This window comes from Kordiimonas aquimaris, assembly GCF_025574485.1.
GTDB classification, from domain to species: Bacteria; Pseudomonadota; Alphaproteobacteria; order Sphingomonadales; family Kordiimonadaceae; genus Kordiimonas; species Kordiimonas aquimaris.
In genome coordinates, this window is sequence record NZ_JAOBPO010000001.1 from 145553 (window position 1) to 161788 (window position 16236).

Here is a 16236-nt window from a genome sequence, read left to right on the forward strand (position 1 = left end):
TTCAATAGTCTACATGTGACTTGATAAGCGAAGACTTTACTGTGTCGCAACGAATAATAAAGGACTGTGTTATCACTCGGCTTAAATATTTGAATATGAAGGCACGGCACATACACACCAAGCTATTGGCTGTCATATCCTTTATGATTGCCTGTTACGCATTGCCTACAGGTGTTTATGCACAGTCAATTGCACTAAATCCAGCAACAGTTGAAGCAATGGTGAACGATCTCGGACCAAAAAGTCGCATCATCATGATCAATGGTCCAAACATCTCTGTATTGCGACCGGGAGATAATGCAAACCAACAAATCAAGTCTGCAGGGTTAACCAAGCTATTGGTGGCCGCTATCACGCAGCGACTAATTGCTGAAGGCGCCGTTGAGCTCGACACTCCAGTGTCCGGTATTATCCCTGAAATTGTTGAGGCTAATCCGTTTGAACGAGCAGTAACGGTTCGCCACCTTCTGCAAGAAACAGCCGGTTTTGCAACACCTCCTTCGGTCCTGCAAAGTGGTCCAAAGCCAGATTTAATAAAGGCACATCACCTTAAAAAGTTTATTATAAAACAGCGTAGTGCTGATCAACTTAGTGCACATGACCCGGTGGGATGGGCCGTGCTTGTCCACACTCTTGAAGCAGCTGTTGCAAGGCCGTTTCCTTTTTTGGTGAAACAACATTTCACCATCCCCTTTGGTTTATCACCTTCGGATGCAACCATTCAGTATGCTAAACTTTCAGGCAAGCATATGCCCGTGCTCGTGTCATTTAGTGAAGAGGCTGCAACAACACTCGCTCAATTGTTAGTGAGCAACTCTACCATCAACGACAAGACGTATGTGCCGCGTAGCCGGTATAACGCATGGCATGATGAGGCGAGTGGACACCGCCTCCACCCGAACGCAAACATTTCTATGATTGGTTTCAGTGCACACCGTTTCGGAGGCAGAACGATACTGTCAAGCTTGAACAGCTGGTGCGGTGACAATACGGCATTCACAGCATTCCCCCGAGAGGGCTCTGCGTTTCTGGCTGTGAGCTTGGATTCCAAACAAACATGCGCAAGTCACCTTGCAAAAACTGTGAGCGAGCGAGTGGCTACAAACCTTTTCCCTCCAGTTACACCAAGCCAAACACTTGCACTACCGCCATCACCCAGCACATTGTCTGGTCGTTACATACGGGCAGACACAGCACCAGCGTGGCTGAGGGAGCGTCTTGACCAAATGACGTCTGATTGGTTTACAATCGGCGGGTTCGACAGTTCAGGCATACACTTAACCGCAACAGATGGCACAACTCGTATTTACCGAACAACCGGACCGTACATGTACGAATCTGCTGATCCGTTTCATGATAGTAAAGACGCCTTAATTTTCAGCCCGTTCAAGCTGGGTGGGTACGTAATTAAGAATAACGATCCATATCGACGTATTGATATATTGGGTGTGGCATCTGCCTTCGAGCAGCTATTGCCATGGATATTACTCACTCTTGCCTCAGGCGGCATTTATCGTTTTACCATGAAAGATCGCGCGTGGCGTAATATGGCTGTATTCACGATCATGGGTACGGCATTAGTTTCACTGGGGCTATATATGGAATTAACTGCGTGGCCACATGTCTTGTATGAGCAAGACAAGGCATGGTTGATAAGTTCGTGGCGTGTTGCCTTGAATATCGGCCTGATGGCAGTTCTCACAGTGCCTATGTTTACGGTATCCTTTTCCCGCAAAGATAAATTACCTCAAGGGCTTATAGAGCCTGTGGTGAAATTGCACCTTATCCTGTTAAGTGCGTCTGCAATTTCGTTGCTCCTGATGCTGGTGGCATGGGGCGTCGCGGGTACCTTCAGTGCGTATTAGAATAATCGCTAAAACCGGACATCAATGTGTAGTTTTGTTGGTGTAATTGGGGCTGCGTGATAGCAAAGATGCCAGGCAGATTATATTATCTGTCAGCTTTAAACCGAGGGCACAGAATGAACTTCCAGCTCAGAAACTCTGATATAAAAAAACAATTAGACACACTTGCTACAGCAGATAGCCATATAGCCGCTGCCATCAAACATGTTGGATACCCAAATGAACGGGTTAATGAGCAATCATTTGCTGTTTTTTTGCGTGTTATTATTGGCCAACAACTATCTGTGAAAGCAGCTGCCACCATTTCTGAGCGCGTTAATGACCTAGTGGGCGGCGACCCACAACCTCTCAAATTCAATAGTGTCAACGATGAAGCCTTACGAAATGCTGGTTTATCAAGGCAGAAAATTGCTTATGTCAGGTCCCTTTGCGAAACCACCGAAAATGGTATTCTCGATATAACTGCACTACCAGACATGTCCGATGATGATGCCATTGCAGCCATTACCGCTGTTAAGGGGTTAGGTGTCTGGAGCGCACATATGTACATGATGTTCTCATTGGGGCGGACAGATGTTTGGCCAGTGGGTGATTTGGCTGTGCGTGTTGGCGTTGGGCGCATCATAGGACTGGACGACCGCCCAACAGAGAAAGAAACGCAGGCCATTGGTGAGCGATGGCGTCCATATCGCAGCGCCGTAGCTTTATTGGCGTGGCACTATTATTCCAACGCACCCCTTTGACATTAGCGCCGTGATGTCTGACACTGTGTTCATCAAAGCAAGGAGCTTTATATGAGCGATTTTCGTCCTGTCACACCCACACTGTCTGTTGCACCCCAAATCAGCGCTGATGATATTGCAGATGCAGTTGATCAAGGCTACACGCTCATTATTAACAACCGTCCGGACGGAGAAGAAGGCAGTCAGCCCACAAATGCATCGCTGGCGGCTGTTGCAGAAGCAAAAGGAATAAAGTGGGCACACATTCCTGTTGTGGGCGGCGAATTAACACTGGATGCGATTGAGCAATTATCATACGCGCTTAAAGACACTGACGAAAACAAGGATGCTAAAGTACTGGCTTTTTGTCGATCAGGCACACGCTCGTGCACGCTATGGGCGCTTTCACAAGCCTATACAGGCAGTGCGCCTGTTGAAACAATTATCAATAGTGCCGGGGTTGCTGGTTATGACATTGCCAATTTTGCACCAACCCTTGCGCATCTATACAAAAACGCAACTAGCTAAGGCGCGGTATTGAAGCAATTCAACAAGAACATATATTCCTCTGCAACTTCCCGGTAACGTTCAAAACGACCTGACTTGCCACCATGCCCTGCACCCATATTTATCCTCATGATAAGCAGGTTATCATCGCTTTTTGTCGCTCGCATTTTTGCGGTCCATTTCGCAGGCTCCCAATATGTTACGCGCGGGTCATTTAATCCGCCTGTGACGAGCATCGGTGGATACGCCTTTGCTTCAATGTTGGTGTACGGACAATAGCTTTTAATATTGTTATATGCTGCAGCATCTTCAATCGGGTTTCCCCATTCAGGCCATTCAATAGGTGTTAACGGCAATTCAGCATCAAGCATTGTATTGAGCACATCGACAAAAGGCACATGCAATACCGCCGCCTTGAAAAGCGTAGGCGCCTGATTAAGAACCGCACCCATTAATTCACCACCAGCACTGCCACCAGAAATACTGATACCACCAGACGAGGCATAACCTTCGTTTGTTAGATGGCGGGCAACATCAACAAAGTCATTAAAGGTGTTGGTGCGCATTTCAAGCTTACCGGCTTCATACCATCCTTGGCCTAATTCATCGCCGCCACGAATATGCGCAATTGCATAGGCGAAACCACGATCAAGCAACGACAACCGCGCAGCAGAAAAACCCGGGCTCATGCCAATGCCATATGCACCGTACCCGTATAGATGAACGGGCTTTCCTTCATTTTTTTGCCAATCTGCGGCATACACCAAACTTACCGGCACCAATGTACCATCGCGCGCGGGCACCATGAGCCGCTCTGATTTATATTTGGTGCTATCATAGCCAGAAGGGATGTCTTGCACCTTGCGCACTATTGGCTTGCTGGTGTTTCCAGCAACCGAAACTGGAACATCCATAACTGTAGGCGGTGTCAGCAAGCTGGAGAAACCAAGGCGAATGAACTGTTGATTAGCTTCAGGATTATTGTCTAAGCCAACTTCATAAACTGGTTCTTGCATTGGTATATTGACATGCGATCCGTCATTAAAGAGAAGCGTGATCTGGTCCAAACCATCAATACGGTCTTCAACCGCCGTAAACGTATCAAACGCTTGCAACCCTCTTAAATACCGGTGGTTATCTCCTTTTAGTTGTTCTACCCAACTATTTTCATCCGTGCTCTTGCTGCACGTAAAGACGCTGTAATTGATATGGTTTTTATTGGACCGAACCATAAAACGATCACCGGCATGGTCGATACTATAATCATGTTTTATCCGCCGCGGGCATATGCAGTTTGGTTTATCGTTCGCATTAGACAGTGAAAGTATATGGTTTTCTGCTGTTACGTGATCAGCACTACGAATAATCAGGTATTCCTTTGACGTAGTTGCACTTATGTGGACAAAGAAGCTGTTATCCTGCTCTTCATAAACATTTGATGTTTTGCCACTTAATGACTGACCTATCACAAGGTAGGGTCTCCATTCTAGAGAGACCTTAACATAGTAAAACCTATTACTATCAGCGGCCCACACCACTTCTCCGGACGTCTCTTCAATACCATCAACCAACACTTCACCAGTGTTCAGGTCTTTTATGGTTATCGTAAAACGCTCAGACCCATTGATGTCTGCGCTTGTTGCCAGATACCGACCGTCAGGGCTGATACTAAGCGCACCGAGCTTGAAAAAATCCAGCCCTTCTGCCGCTTGATTTTCATCCAGCAATATACGCCATGGCTTATCATCAAAAGCTGTTGCGCAACGCGGACGGTAGTACCAGCAACGATACTGCGTTCCGGTTTTAAAAGCCCACCTAAGATCATAAGGCCCGTCCTGCCAAGGCACACCTTCTTCATCCTCTTTCAACCGGCCCTTTATCTCGTTGAATATGGTTTCTGTTGCCGCATTATCTTTTTTCGTTACGGAATCGTAATAACTATTCTCAGCATTAAGATATGCCAAAACATCCCCGTTGGTAACCTCAGGGTATCCAGGGTCTTTCAGCCAATGGTATGGATCCTCAACCGTGTCACCATGATGACTAAAACGATGCGTTACACACTTGGCAATTGGCGGTGTGATATCTTTAGGTGCTTTTGACATACTTGTCCCAAATATCAGAACAGCGCACACATAGTACGCCGTATCTCTTTGTTTGTTTTCCGACCAACAGGTAAAAGCTTGAACACGTCCTGTAAAGCACAACAATTGACAGGTGGCTCTTGCAATTCACGTGCGCGCCTGCAACATACGGAGAAATAATTCACAAGCCTCCATCAGATCAGTAAACGGAAAGCTCACATGACAACAAATCCCGCTCACGTAAAAGCCTTGCGCACAGAACTGTCCAGCAGAAACCTTGATGGTTTCATCATACCGTTAACTGATGAGCATATGAGTGAATATGTTGGCAGTTATGCACAGCGCCTCTCATGGGTCACAGGATTTGAAGGCAGCGCCGGCAACGCCGTAGTACTGATGGGCAAAGGTGCCATTTTTGTTGACGGGCGCTATACACTGCAAGTCGCTGATCAAGTTGACGGTGATGTGTTTGCGCACCATCATTTCCAGGAATACTCTTTGCTGAAATGGGTTGCTGACAATGCACCAAAAAACGGGAAAATTGGATATGACCCGGAACTTGCGACAGTAGCATGGGTAGAAACCGCAGAAGCTGCCCTTAAAAAAGCCGGATTAACACTTGTAGCAACCGACACAAATCCAATCGATTCTGTTTGGCAGGATCAACCCGAGGCACCGTTGTCACCGGCATATGTGCTGGATGATCAATATGCAGGTCGTAGCGCTGCAGAAAAACGCGCTGATGTTGCACAGTCACTTGAGGCTGAGGGAGCGGATGCTGCCGTCATCAGTATGCTGGATAGTGTTGCGTGGGCCTTCAACGTACGTGCAGCAGATGTGGATAATACACCAGTTGCACATGCCTTTGCCGTAATGCGCAAGGACGAGAGCGCCACGCTTTTTATTGATGCGCGCAAAGTTGATGAAACACTGCGTACCAAGCTTGGTAACCACGTGAGCATCGAACCACGTGAAAACTTCTATGGCCATTTGGCAAACCTAGGTACCGAAGGCGCATCAATACTAGTAGACCGTGCGACAAACAACGCAAAGATTTTTGATACGCTGACAAAAAGCGGTGCAACTCTTGTTGAGGGCCAAGACCCATGCATTTTGCCGAAGGCCGTTAAAAACTCAACCGAACAACAAGGCAGCCGCGATGCACACATCCGCGACGGCGCGGCCATTACCGAGTTCCTGCATTGGCTTTCCGTTGAAGCTGACACTGGCAATGTTGACGAACTTAAAGCTGTCGCCAAATTATGGTCATTCAGGCAAAAACGCGCACTGTTGCAAGACAACAGTTTTGATACCATCTCCGCATCCGGTCCAAACGGCGCACACTGTCATTACCGCGTTGATGAAAACAGCAACCGCACACTGGATATGAACAGTCTGTATCTGGTCGACAGCGGCGGCCAGTATTTCGATGGCACAACAGACATCACACGCACCATTCCGGTTGGCACACCCACACAGGAAATGCGCGAGAATTTCACACGCGTTTTAAAAGGGCATATTGCCCTATCAACAACCAAGTTTCCGAAGGGTACATCAGGCGCAGCGCTGGACGCCATTGCCCGCCGACCGCTATGGGATGCAGGGCTTGATTATGACCACGGCACAGGCCACGGTGTTGGTGCGTTTCTCGCCGTACACGAAGGCCCGCAGCGTATCGCCAAGGGATCATCTGATGTGCCACTTGAGCCAGGCATGATCCTGTCGAACGAGCCTGGCTACTATAAAGCCGGCGAATACGGTATTCGCATTGAAAACCTTGTGCTGGTAAAGGCGCTTGAAGGCAAAGACGCCGGCGAGCCCGGTCGTCACATGATGGGGTTCGAGACCTTGACCCATGCACCGATCGAGCGCTCACTTGTAGATACAAGCCTACTTACAGACAGTGAACTCACATGGTTAAATGCCTACCACGCAGACGTGTGGGCCAAAATCAGCCCACTGGTGGAAGGCGCCGCCAAGGCTTGGCTGGAAGCAGCAACCGCTATAATCGCAAAATAACCTAGCTAAGCTTCGATCACTTCAAAGTCTGTTGTGATCGCGGCAAGTGCGCCCATTTGCACTGAGGCGGAGCAATATTTGTCCATAGAAAGCTGAATGGCGCGTTCAACATGCTTGGGGTCAATGTTATTGCCCTTCACAAAGAACTTGGCGTGGATTTTATTGAAATACTTCGGGTGATCGTCCGCGCGTTCTCCCTCCAGCTCAACCCAGCAATTGGCAACATCCTGTCGGGCTTTCTTCAGGATCATCATCACATCAATGCTGGAACAACCACCCATGCCCAAAAGCAGCATTTCCATGGGGCGGATACCCTTGTCGTTGCCACCACTTTCAGCACCAGCATCCATAACAACTGAATGACCAGAAGGCGATTCGCCCAAAAACGTCATACCATCTACCCATTTCACTGTTGTTTTACCTGAAGCCATTGATTTTCCTTTAGTTCGTTATTTAAGCGGCGACTGATCAGCTTACCGCAAGCATCGCACCTCTAATCGCAAGGGCGTATCATTACATGCCCTCACCACATAGCAAAGAATGAAAGGCAATCGACATTAAACGCCCTAGTCACGACATTACTCCCTAAATGAAGAAGAGTTGACCGCGCCCCTATACGGCGCGGGATTTCTCATTTCAGGTATATGTTTTGATACGAAGAACCGAGATTATTCCGGAAAAACAGGTTCAACATCACCTTGCTGCCACTGCGGATACTTTTTCATGATACTTTTGAAGAAGTCGGAGGTGACATGACCTTCAAGCCATGGCGTCAAATTTGGAAACTTGTCATTACAAAACCAAGAACCGGCCGCACCAGCAAACTGACGAACAAAGGGGAAAATAGCAATATCAGCCACGCTGCGCTTGCCGCCATACAAATACTTGCTTCCTGCCAATCGCCGATCAAGGCCGCTCAGAAATTTACCAGCCTCAGTGCGGTGTACATCAGGATCAACATCTTCATAACGTGTAGTATATTTAAAACGATCAAGGTGATGCTTAAACGGGCCATCGCATTCGGCAATAAGGCTTTGCATGTCAGTGAATGTGCCCACCTCTGGCCGCAACCACTCTTCAGGGTCATGCCTTTGCAAGGCCCATGTCATTACATCAAGGCTTTCATCAATGATCATACCATCCTGCAACACCAGAACGGGAACTGTTCCCTTGCCGGACACTTCAAGCATTGAGGCAGGCTTGTCTCTGAGAACAACTTCCCGCAGCAGCACTTTTTGATCGGCAACAGCAATAGCCATTCGTGCCCGCATCGCATATGGACAGCGTCTGAAACTATATAAAACTGGTTTATCAACAATCAAAACTATCTGCCTTCAATGTATCCCGAAGCCTGTACTGCGTTTCCTTTGGTTTTACTCATCGGTTGTTTTCAGGCGCGGCGGTGCGCTAACGCCGATATGTAATTCACCTCGCTCTTTCGCCAGCGCAATTTGCTTTTGGCGTTCCGCGAAGCGCGTTTTCTGCTCCTCGCTTGTCTCGTCATAACAATGCGGACAAGAAATACCTTGTGTATAATCAGAAGATTGTTTGTCTTCTTCGCTGATAGGGCGGCGGCATGCATGACACATGTCATACGGCCCTTCCCTCAACCCGTGGCCAACAGACACCCGATCATCAAAGACGAAACATTCACCGTGCCATAGACTTTCTTCCTCGGGCACTTCTTCCAGATACTTCAGAATACCACCTTGAAGATGATACACTTCGTCAAAACCTTGTTCTTTTAGATATGCCGTTGATTTTTCGCACCGGATGCCACCCGTGCAAAACATGGCAACCTTCTTTTGGCCTTTAAGTGTATCCGTGTTTTTGACCCAATCAGGAAACTCCCGAAAAGACTTTGTCTCCGGATCAATCGCCCTGTTAAATGTGCCAATAGCCACTTCGTAATCATTACGCGTATCAACCACAACCACATCAGGGTCAGAGATCAACGCATTCCAGTCTTGCGGTTTAACGTAGGTACCAACCACTTGATTAGGGTCTATGCCGGGCACACCCATGGTTACAATCTCTTTTTTCAACCGAACCTTCATGCGCGGAAAAGGTGGCTCGCTCGCCCACGATTCCTTATGATCAAGCCCTTCAAAAGCCGGAATAGAGCGCAGATAAGCCAGAACAGTCCGCAAACCTTCCTCTGGACCCGCAATGGTGCCATTAATGCCTTCACCGGCAAGGAGGATCGTGCCCTTAACATCGTTTTCCGTGCATACATTCTGAATCGGCTGCTGGTACTCAGCAAAGTTTTCCAATGCAACAAATTTATAAAGTGCAGCAACAAGGTATGTGGAGGCGGTATTTGCCATCGTAAGTGTCTCTCAACAATAAACGGTTTTCAAGCCATGGGTAACTTTCAAGCGGCCTTATAAGCAAGCTGATCATACTTGTAAAACGCCTAAGCATGATACGCAAAAATGTCGCATATCTTATAGCTTTCTCAAGTGCACATATTGCAGTGAAACACTCATGATTTTTCATGCAGTTGCAACGCACTTTCAATTGCATGAAAATCCCGAAAAAACCTTATATTAATAGGGATTAGCAACAACCGAAACAATTTGCAGCCACTCCCTCAGCTTGCTATAGTGAGGTCAAATTCGCACCGTAGTTTTGTTTATTTTCGACAGGAGATTGCCATGAAAGGCGACAAGAAGGTTATTGCCCATTTGAACGTGATTCTGAAAAATGAACTTACGGCAATCAATCAATATTTCCTCCATTCTCGTATGCTCAAGGACTGGGGCATGACGAAACTTGGTGATAAAGAATACGAAGAATCAATCGACGAAATGAAACATGCCGACCAGTTGATTGAGCGTATTTTGTTTCTCGAGGGTCTGCCAAACTTGCAAGACCTGGGTAAATTGATGATCGGCGAAAATGTCGAAGAAATTCTGCAATGCGACCTGAAAATGGAGCATATCGCACACAAAGACCTTAGAGATGCCATTGAGCATAGCGAAAGCGTTCGTGATTATGTTTCACGTGACTTGTTGTCCAGCATTCTGGAATCAGAAGAAGAACATGTTGACTGGCTTGAAACACAGCTGTCTCTCGTAGAACGTATGGGGCTGCAAAATTACGTCCAGTTACAGTCTGCTTCCGCCGACTAAAGCATGTCGATTACCACACAAACAAAAAGCCCTGCAAAATGCAGGGCTTTTTTGATTCGGCTATAACTCTATCTATTCAGCAGCAAGCACACGCTGGTGTGGCAGCTCCTTGTTCACAATATCAACGGCGCAATCACGGCAAGCGCCGCAGCAAAATCCGTTTCCTAGCGAAACATATGCTTCATCAGCAGACTTCACACCGTTTTCTCGTACTGCTGTTTTAATTTCACTATCGGTATAACCGTTACACAAACATACATACATGATCGTGGCTTGCTCACTTAATATTAAGAACCGTTATCAATATTAATAAGCATATAAGTATTGCTGGTCAAGCCGCAAAATACACAACACTTAAAACTGTACCCAAAGAGTGCATTATTCCCGAAATGCGTGTATAAATAATAGTAATGTAAAGTTGAAATGACTTTTGGGCTCAATTTAGCCATCAAAATGTCAAAAACAGCTTGTATCAGCATTGATAAATAAAATTGAGCGAGCAAATAAGACTCGTAAACATACGACTCAGTGCCGAGGGATAGCACTGTATAAAACAGCAGATGCTGTGATTGAGGAACGATATGCCCTACGATGTAGCACAGTATAAACCGCGTCGGATTGCACTGTTTTCAGGCAACTACAACTATGTCATGGATGGTCCCGTACGCGCGCTCAATAAACTTGTTGGATATCTGGAAAAGCGTGGCATCGAAGTTTTGGTTTTTGCCCCCACGGCAGAAAAAGCAGCTTTCCAACATCAAGGGACGCTTGTTTCTGTTCCTTCCGTGCCACTGCCTGGACGCGGGGAATATCGTATTGCCTTAGGTTTACCCAAGCGTATCCGCCAGAAATTGATCGACTTTGCACCCGACATGATCCACCTCGCTGCCCCAGACATTCTTGGGCGCGGCGCACTGAAGTGGGCTGAAGAAAACAATGTACCTGCAGTTGCATCGTTCCACACTCGTTTTGATACATACCCGCGTTATTATAAAATGGCGTGGCTCGAGAAACATGTGACCGCATATATGCGCCGATTTTACCACCGCTGCGAACAGATATATGTCCCTTCCCCGTGCATGGCTGAAGAACTTCAGGCCCAGAACATGGCACACAATATTGGCATATGGAGCCGCGGTGTTGACACAGAGCTGTTCAATCCCAAGCGGCGCGATATCGAATGGCGACGAAAGCTAGATATCGCTGATAGTGAGGCCGTTATTGCCTTTGTTGGGCGATTAGTATTGGAAAAAGGCCTTGGTGTTTTTGCAGACACGCTGGACCTGCTCGCAAAACGTGGCATCAAATTTAAGGCACTTATTGTAGGCGATGGTCCGGAGCGCGAAAGATTCACCAACAGATTACCTGACGCAATTTTTACCGGCTATCTTAACGGAGACGCTTTAGCGCGTGCCTATGCCAGTTCAGACATATTCTTCAACGCCAGCATAACCGAAACGTTTGGCAACGTTACACTTGAAGCAATGGCTTGCGGGTTACCTGCCGTTTGCGCAAATGCCACCGGTAGCCGTTCGCTGGTAAGCCACAATGAAAACGGTTTTCTGGCAGAAAAACTTGAGCCTGCTATTTTCGCAGACCACCTGCAAAATATTATCGAAACCCCCACACTAAAAGCACAAATGGCTGCAGCCAGCCTTCACCGCGCCCAAGATTACACTTGGGACGCTGTACTGAGCAGACTTTTCGAGCAGTATTCAGATGTTATGACAGCATACGCTGGCACGACAGAAAGTGGGCACGTCAAGCGTAGCATGCGGCCCACGGTTTCTGCTGCTGAGTAATGACTGCTTTTCATTGCCTCGCAAGTTGACTAAATCATTGGCATGACACTTTCATCATTGAAAGAAAAAGCGGTATCAATCACCGCTCATCCGCTAGCACATGCAACAGGTCGTGCCCTGCAAGCAGTCTTCATACTGGCGGTTTGCTACTATCTTGCCATACGCATTACAGATATTGGCTGGCAGGAAGTTACACAGTCCCTGCCTTCCACGCCGTGGTTTTATGTCTTTTTTATCATGATGTATTTTGCGTTCCCGGTCGCTGAATGGACCGTCTATCGGCGCATGTGGGGGAAAGCGGTTAACCTGCGGTTCGATGTCTTTTTACGCATGCGTATCTACAACTATGCATTTGTCAGCTACTCTGGCGAGGCATACATAGCATTGTGGGGCAGTAAAAACCTTAACCAAAGCAAGCGCCGTACGCTGGCTACTGTCAAAGATAGTAACATTTTATCAGCGCTTTCATCCAATGCCTTGACCCTCATACTCTTAACATTGTTTTTCGCAACAGGGCAGCTAGAACTCATTACAGGCGCAGACCCATCTTATTCAAGGTATGTCGCTATCGCATTCGGACTAAGCGCTGTGTTGTTTCCGCTCGCAGTTATGTTGCGAGGTAAAATATTTTATGCTGAGGCAGATGATCTACGTGCTGTGTTTGGCATTCACTTAACACGCTTGATAGCTGTTGTAGCCTTGCAAGTAGGCCAGTGGACTGTGGTGATGCCTTACGTGAGCCTAGATGTGTGGTTACTATTTCTCACCGCACAATATGTATTGACCCGCATCCCTTTCCTGCCCAATGCTGACCTGCTTTTTGCAGGGGTCGGTCTGACACTGCTTTCGTATGTAGATGCATCTCAGGCGATACTTGCCGGTCTGTTTGTAGCAAGCGGGGCGTTATCACAGGTACTGAATCTATCTATTTTTGCAGCCCTTGGTTTGCGCGATATACTTGGTGGAAGCAATAATAAAACGAATCAAAACGAATCAAAATACTGATTCGAAACTGATTCGACTATTATATATTAAAATATATCCTCATGGTATTCTCGCCCGTCATTTGCTATTAATGAAGATGTGAGAGCACCTAAAGAGGTACAGATGCTGAATGGCAAAAATCAGGTAACGGCACAACAGATTTCCTTTGGCGATTTCCAGCTACTAACAGGTGAGGCCATTGATGGCCGAAACAAAATGGTCGATTTCTTCATGTCCATGTGGCGCGAAAAAGGTGGCCCTACACATAAAATAATGCGACAGGACATCAATCCTGTAGAAATGAAACGTTACCTTGAACATTTGGTAATTCTTGATGTTGAACATGCAGACAATGACTGGGCTCTGCGGGTACGTCTTATCGGTGGATATGTTGCTAACTTCTACGGGGAATTAGCCGGTAAAGATGTGCGCGAGATGAAAAACACGCAAGCCATATCGCGCATTTATCAAGCCTGTGCACGTGTTCTGGAAACTAAAAGTGCGGTATTAACTACCTCGCCTGCGTTTGCACCCGAACGCCTCCATCTGGAAGCAATTGCGCTTTACATGCCATTATTTGATGCAAAGGCTAAGGTTGAAAAAGTCCTGATCTGCGTCAACATCACAACGCAAAAATAGAATTGATGCCTTCCCTTAATATAAGATGAGAAAAGACTGTATGCCCGATGACCACGTTATAAACCGCGTCGATGATCTGGAAGTAAAATATGCCTTCCAGCAAGACACAATTGATAGCCTCAATGAGACAGTTACAAAGCAATGGCAAACCATTGAACAGTTGCAACGTACTATTGAACGCCTTGAGGGTCGCATTGTTGAGTTGGGTGAATGGCAAGGCGCTGGTGGCGATGAACCACCACCGCCGCATTATTGATGTGTATCAAAATGGATCTGCAAACTTATCATGTCCAGTGATGACTAACCTTTAAAAGGGAAGTGGCGCATTTACCATGGCTTAAGCCTTCAACAGCTATCGCCTAGCGCAATAAGGTTTGGTTACAATAACACCTCAATAACGCGGCCAATCTAACATCACCCGAATTGTTAGCTAGCCATCATGTTACCCCAAAATCAGGGGACCGGAGGTGCGGGAATACATAATTCCGTATTTAGGTTTGTGTCACCTGATCTATATGCATTCAATTTTGTTATAAACTTTTGTTTCTGGTCATAAGAGACAGCTTCAGAAATATCATTTTCCTCGGAAGGGTCCAGCTGAACATTATAAAATTCAAATTTCAGGCGAGAGGAATCCGCAATATCGTAGTTGCCAAACCATTTATTTATCCGCCATTCTTGGGATTTTGGCAATACAGCTTTAGCCAACGATTGAAGCCAGGGTTTGTTGGGTTTGAGTGAGACGACCATCTTCAATGGACCATCACGCAGTGCCCACATTGGATGTGGCCAAGTAGATCGCGTATAAAATTCTCTATTCCAACTACTACTTACTACCCCGGTTAGAATATCGCGAATGTTTTTTCCCGGTCCATGATATTGGATAGAAGCACCCGCGATATCCAAGATTGTTGGAAACCAGTCTTCTATTTGTAAAGGTGTATTGATTGTGCGAGGTTTTTCCAATCCTTCCCACCACACAAATGCCGGAACACGCACACCACCCTCATAAACAGAACCTTTTGCGCCCTTAAGAAGGCCATTACTACCAAACGCTGTTTGAACCCCATACCGCTTTCCATATACACCGTCGTAAACATTGTCGGTATAGGCACTTCGTGCCTCAGCGCCATTGTCCGAAGAGAATATAACAATTGTATCTCTCTCATTTTGAGTTTCTTGAATACGAACGAAAAGTCGACCAATATTTTCATCCAAATGGCTGACCATGCTTGCATAATCAGCATTTTTAATGTTCGTTTGCGCATAAAATTCTTTCCAGTTTTGGGGAGCATCAAGCGGCCAATGAGGAGCGGTATATGCTAAATAAAGGAAGTACGGGTTATGTCGCTTACCTGTGACAACTCGCAAAGCCTCGTCAGTCAGTAAATCGGTTGCATGTCCCTCTTCCTTGGTGATGATATCGTTTCGATGCCAAACGTGTTGACCACTAGCCGTATCATGAAAGTAGGGATCAGCGTGAGCATCAAACGCACCATATGAATGAGAAAAACCATACTGCAATGGCCCCCTAGATTTATCATTACCTAAATGCCATTTTCCAACAATGAACGTTTCATAGCCTAAGCTGGACAATGATCTCGGTAATGATCTCTCTGGCAGATTACCGGTAAACTGATCTACTGGTTTGGAATTATTGGTACGTCCCGGATAATCACCCGTAAAAAAAGCCAGACGCGTAGGTAGGCAATATGGGTGTACATAATGTCTTTCAAGTTTGATACTTTTTTGAGCAATTGAATCGATGTTGGGTGTATATATATCTCCGCCATGATATCCAACATCTCCCCATCCAAGATCATCAACCAATATAAAAATAATGTTAGGTTGGTCGTTTGTCTCACTACTTAGTGAGGGAGATGTAAAAATAAAGATAAGCGAGGCAATAGGAAGAATAAACAAACGATACAATTTTATAGCCTTCTTATTTTAAAAGTCTTTCAATCAACTAACATTACCAAGTGTGGTCACTTACATCAAAATATATACACAGCACCAGGATAACGCTCGAAGTTTATCTCGATAACAACCATATCAGAAATCTATTAGTAATTATTACAGTCAATCACATTTATAATTATTCAATGATGCCATTAGCCTCTTTTAGCAAATTCAGATGCAAGGTAGTAGCCATTTTCTTTCCAGTGTCAGATACATTAATCGGAAGATATAATCTTTATGCATCGCTAAATGTTCAACGAGTTTATGACCCTTCGAAGCATATATACTCCGTCACTTTATCGAGACTATTAGCTAGTTATGAATGTTTTATAGCGGGTATTCGATATCGCGCTTTTGATAGAGCCTGCAGCAGAAATTTGATAATGGCGCACCGGGGAGGATTCGAACCCCCGGCCCCTAGATTCGTAGTCTAGTGCTCTATCCAGCTGAGCTACCGGTGCATTCGCCAAAACATGCGCCGCATTGCATATGATACAATATCTTGCGGCGTGCGGCGG

At 46.3% G+C, this 16236-nt stretch carries 15 protein-coding genes and 1 tRNA gene; 9 read left to right on the top strand and 7 right to left on the bottom strand.

What is annotated here, in order from left to right:
* Nucleotides 1-95: 95 nt before the first annotated feature.
* The 3 genes from OEU88_RS00630 to OEU88_RS00640 all read left to right on the top strand — a co-directional run bounded on the left by OEU88_RS00630 (nt 96) and on the right by OEU88_RS00640 (nt 3115).
* The gene (locus OEU88_RS00630; RefSeq protein WP_262693162.1) at nt 96-1865 is read left to right on the top strand and encodes a serine hydrolase; all 1770 of its coding nucleotides are present in this window, start codon (nt 96-98) and stop codon (nt 1863-1865) included.
* A gap of 116 nt (nt 1866-1981) precedes the next feature.
* Nucleotides 1982-2608 carry a DNA-3-methyladenine glycosylase family protein gene (locus tag OEU88_RS00635; protein WP_262693163.1) on the top strand — a complete coding sequence of 209 codons (627 nt, stop codon included), beginning with the start codon at nt 1982-1984 and terminating at the stop codon, nt 2606-2608.
* A 51-nt stretch (nt 2609-2659) separates the two neighbouring features.
* Nucleotides 2660-3115: a TIGR01244 family sulfur transferase gene (locus OEU88_RS00640; RefSeq protein WP_262693164.1), complete on the top strand. Its 456-nt coding sequence runs from the start codon at nt 2660-2662 to the stop codon at nt 3113-3115.
* Here the strand turns inward: OEU88_RS00640 and OEU88_RS00645 are convergent.
* Nucleotides 3112-5199 carry a S9 family peptidase gene (locus OEU88_RS00645; protein WP_262693165.1) on the bottom strand — a complete coding sequence of 696 codons (2088 nt, stop codon included), beginning with the start codon at nt 5197-5199 and terminating at the stop codon, nt 3112-3114. The genes OEU88_RS00640 and OEU88_RS00645 overlap by 4 nt on opposite strands.
* 198 nt (nt 5200-5397) lie before the next feature.
* Here OEU88_RS00645 and OEU88_RS00650 point away from each other — a divergent pair, with 198 nt between their 5' ends.
* Complete coding sequence (locus OEU88_RS00650; RefSeq protein ID WP_262693166.1) at nt 5398-7197, top strand: aminopeptidase P family protein; 1800 nt, start codon at nt 5398-5400, stop codon at nt 7195-7197.
* A gap of 5 nt (nt 7198-7202) precedes the next feature.
* Here the strand turns inward: OEU88_RS00650 and OEU88_RS00655 are convergent, their stop codons facing one another.
* From OEU88_RS00655 to trhO, 3 genes are all read right to left on the bottom strand, one after another.
* A complete protein-coding gene (locus tag OEU88_RS00655) occupies nt 7203-7628 on the bottom strand; it encodes an OsmC family protein (RefSeq protein ID WP_262693167.1) in 426 nt (141 codons plus the stop codon).
* A 237-nt stretch (nt 7629-7865) separates the two neighbouring features.
* Entirely contained in the window at nt 7866-8519 is a 654-nt protein-coding gene (locus OEU88_RS00660) for a glutathione S-transferase (protein WP_262693168.1), read from the bottom strand.
* Nucleotides 8520-8570: 51 nt separating this feature from the next.
* Nucleotides 8571-9524: an oxygen-dependent tRNA uridine(34) hydroxylase TrhO gene (gene trhO / locus OEU88_RS00665; RefSeq protein WP_262693169.1), complete on the bottom strand. Its 954-nt coding sequence runs from the start codon at nt 9522-9524 to the stop codon at nt 8571-8573.
* A 330-nt stretch (nt 9525-9854) separates the two neighbouring features.
* Here trhO and bfr point away from each other — a divergent pair, with 330 nt between their 5' ends.
* Nucleotides 9855-10331, top strand: a complete 477-nt coding sequence (bfr, locus tag OEU88_RS00670) for a bacterioferritin (RefSeq protein ID WP_262693170.1) — start codon at nt 9855-9857, stop codon at nt 10329-10331.
* A gap of 72 nt (nt 10332-10403) precedes the next feature.
* On the opposite strand, the gene OEU88_RS00675 is transcribed toward bfr, so the two are convergent.
* Entirely contained in the window at nt 10404-10595 is a 192-nt protein-coding gene (locus tag OEU88_RS00675) for a (2Fe-2S)-binding protein (protein WP_262693171.1), read from the bottom strand.
* 317 nt (nt 10596-10912) lie between these two features.
* Here OEU88_RS00675 and OEU88_RS00680 point away from each other — a divergent pair, with 317 nt between their 5' ends.
* The 4 genes from OEU88_RS00680 to OEU88_RS00695 all read left to right on the top strand — a co-directional run bounded on the left by OEU88_RS00680 (nt 10913) and on the right by OEU88_RS00695 (nt 14012).
* Nucleotides 10913-12133, top strand: coding sequence for a glycosyltransferase family 4 protein (locus OEU88_RS00680; RefSeq protein WP_262693172.1), 1221 nt, complete (start codon nt 10913-10915; stop codon nt 12131-12133).
* 42 nt (nt 12134-12175) lie between these two features.
* On the top strand, nt 12176-13138 hold the full coding sequence (locus tag OEU88_RS00685) for a hypothetical protein (protein WP_262693173.1): 963 nt from the start codon (nt 12176-12178) through the stop codon (nt 13136-13138).
* A 102-nt stretch (nt 13139-13240) separates the two neighbouring features.
* The gene (locus OEU88_RS00690) at nt 13241-13756 is read left to right on the top strand and encodes a PAS domain-containing protein (protein ID WP_262693174.1); all 516 of its coding nucleotides are present in this window, start codon (nt 13241-13243) and stop codon (nt 13754-13756) included.
* Between the two features lie 40 nt (nt 13757-13796).
* Nucleotides 13797-14012 carry a SlyX family protein gene (locus tag OEU88_RS00695; RefSeq protein WP_262693175.1) on the top strand — a complete coding sequence of 72 codons (216 nt, stop codon included), beginning with the start codon at nt 13797-13799 and terminating at the stop codon, nt 14010-14012.
* Nucleotides 14013-14209: 197 nt separating this feature from the next.
* Here the strand turns inward: OEU88_RS00695 and OEU88_RS00700 are convergent, their stop codons facing one another.
* Both OEU88_RS00700 and OEU88_RS00705 read right to left on the bottom strand, forming a co-directional pair.
* Nucleotides 14210-15688, bottom strand: coding sequence for a sulfatase-like hydrolase/transferase (locus OEU88_RS00700; RefSeq protein ID WP_262693176.1), 1479 nt, complete (start codon nt 15686-15688; stop codon nt 14210-14212).
* A 414-nt stretch (nt 15689-16102) separates the two neighbouring features.
* Nucleotides 16103-16179, bottom strand: a tRNA-Arg gene (locus tag OEU88_RS00705).
* Nucleotides 16180-16236: the final 57 nt, after the last annotated feature.

Bases quoted from the DNA above. Each gene is read 5' to 3' on its own strand.
- OEU88_RS00680 (WP_262693172.1), top strand. From the start codon at position 10,913: ATGCCCTACGATGTAGCACAGTATAAACCGCGTCGGATTGCACTGTTT.
- OEU88_RS00685 (WP_262693173.1), top strand. From the start codon at position 12,176: ATGACACTTTCATCATTGAAAGAAAAAGCGGTATCAATCACCGCTCAT.
- OEU88_RS00655 (WP_262693167.1), bottom strand. From the start codon at position 7,628: ATGGCTTCAGGTAAAACAACAGTGAAATGGGTAGATGGTATGACGTTT.
- trhO (WP_262693169.1), bottom strand. From the start codon at position 9,524: ATGGCAAATACCGCCTCCACATACCTTGTTGCTGCACTTTATAAATTT.
- OEU88_RS00640 (WP_262693164.1), top strand. From the start codon at position 2,660: ATGAGCGATTTTCGTCCTGTCACACCCACACTGTCTGTTGCACCCCAA.
- OEU88_RS00650 (WP_262693166.1), top strand. From the start codon at position 5,398: ATGACAACAAATCCCGCTCACGTAAAAGCCTTGCGCACAGAACTGTCC.
- OEU88_RS00645 (WP_262693165.1), bottom strand. From the start codon at position 5,199: ATGTCAAAAGCACCTAAAGATATCACACCGCCAATTGCCAAGTGTGTA.
- OEU88_RS00675 (WP_262693171.1), bottom strand. From the start codon at position 10,595: ATGTATGTATGTTTGTGTAACGGTTATACCGATAGTGAAATTAAAACA.
- OEU88_RS00630 (WP_262693162.1), top strand. From the start codon at position 96: ATGAAGGCACGGCACATACACACCAAGCTATTGGCTGTCATATCCTTT.
- OEU88_RS00695 (WP_262693175.1), top strand. From the start codon at position 13,797: ATGCCCGATGACCACGTTATAAACCGCGTCGATGATCTGGAAGTAAAA.
- bfr (WP_262693170.1), top strand. From the start codon at position 9,855: ATGAAAGGCGACAAGAAGGTTATTGCCCATTTGAACGTGATTCTGAAA.
- OEU88_RS00690 (WP_262693174.1), top strand. From the start codon at position 13,241: ATGCTGAATGGCAAAAATCAGGTAACGGCACAACAGATTTCCTTTGGC.
- OEU88_RS00635 (WP_262693163.1), top strand. From the start codon at position 1,982: ATGAACTTCCAGCTCAGAAACTCTGATATAAAAAAACAATTAGACACA.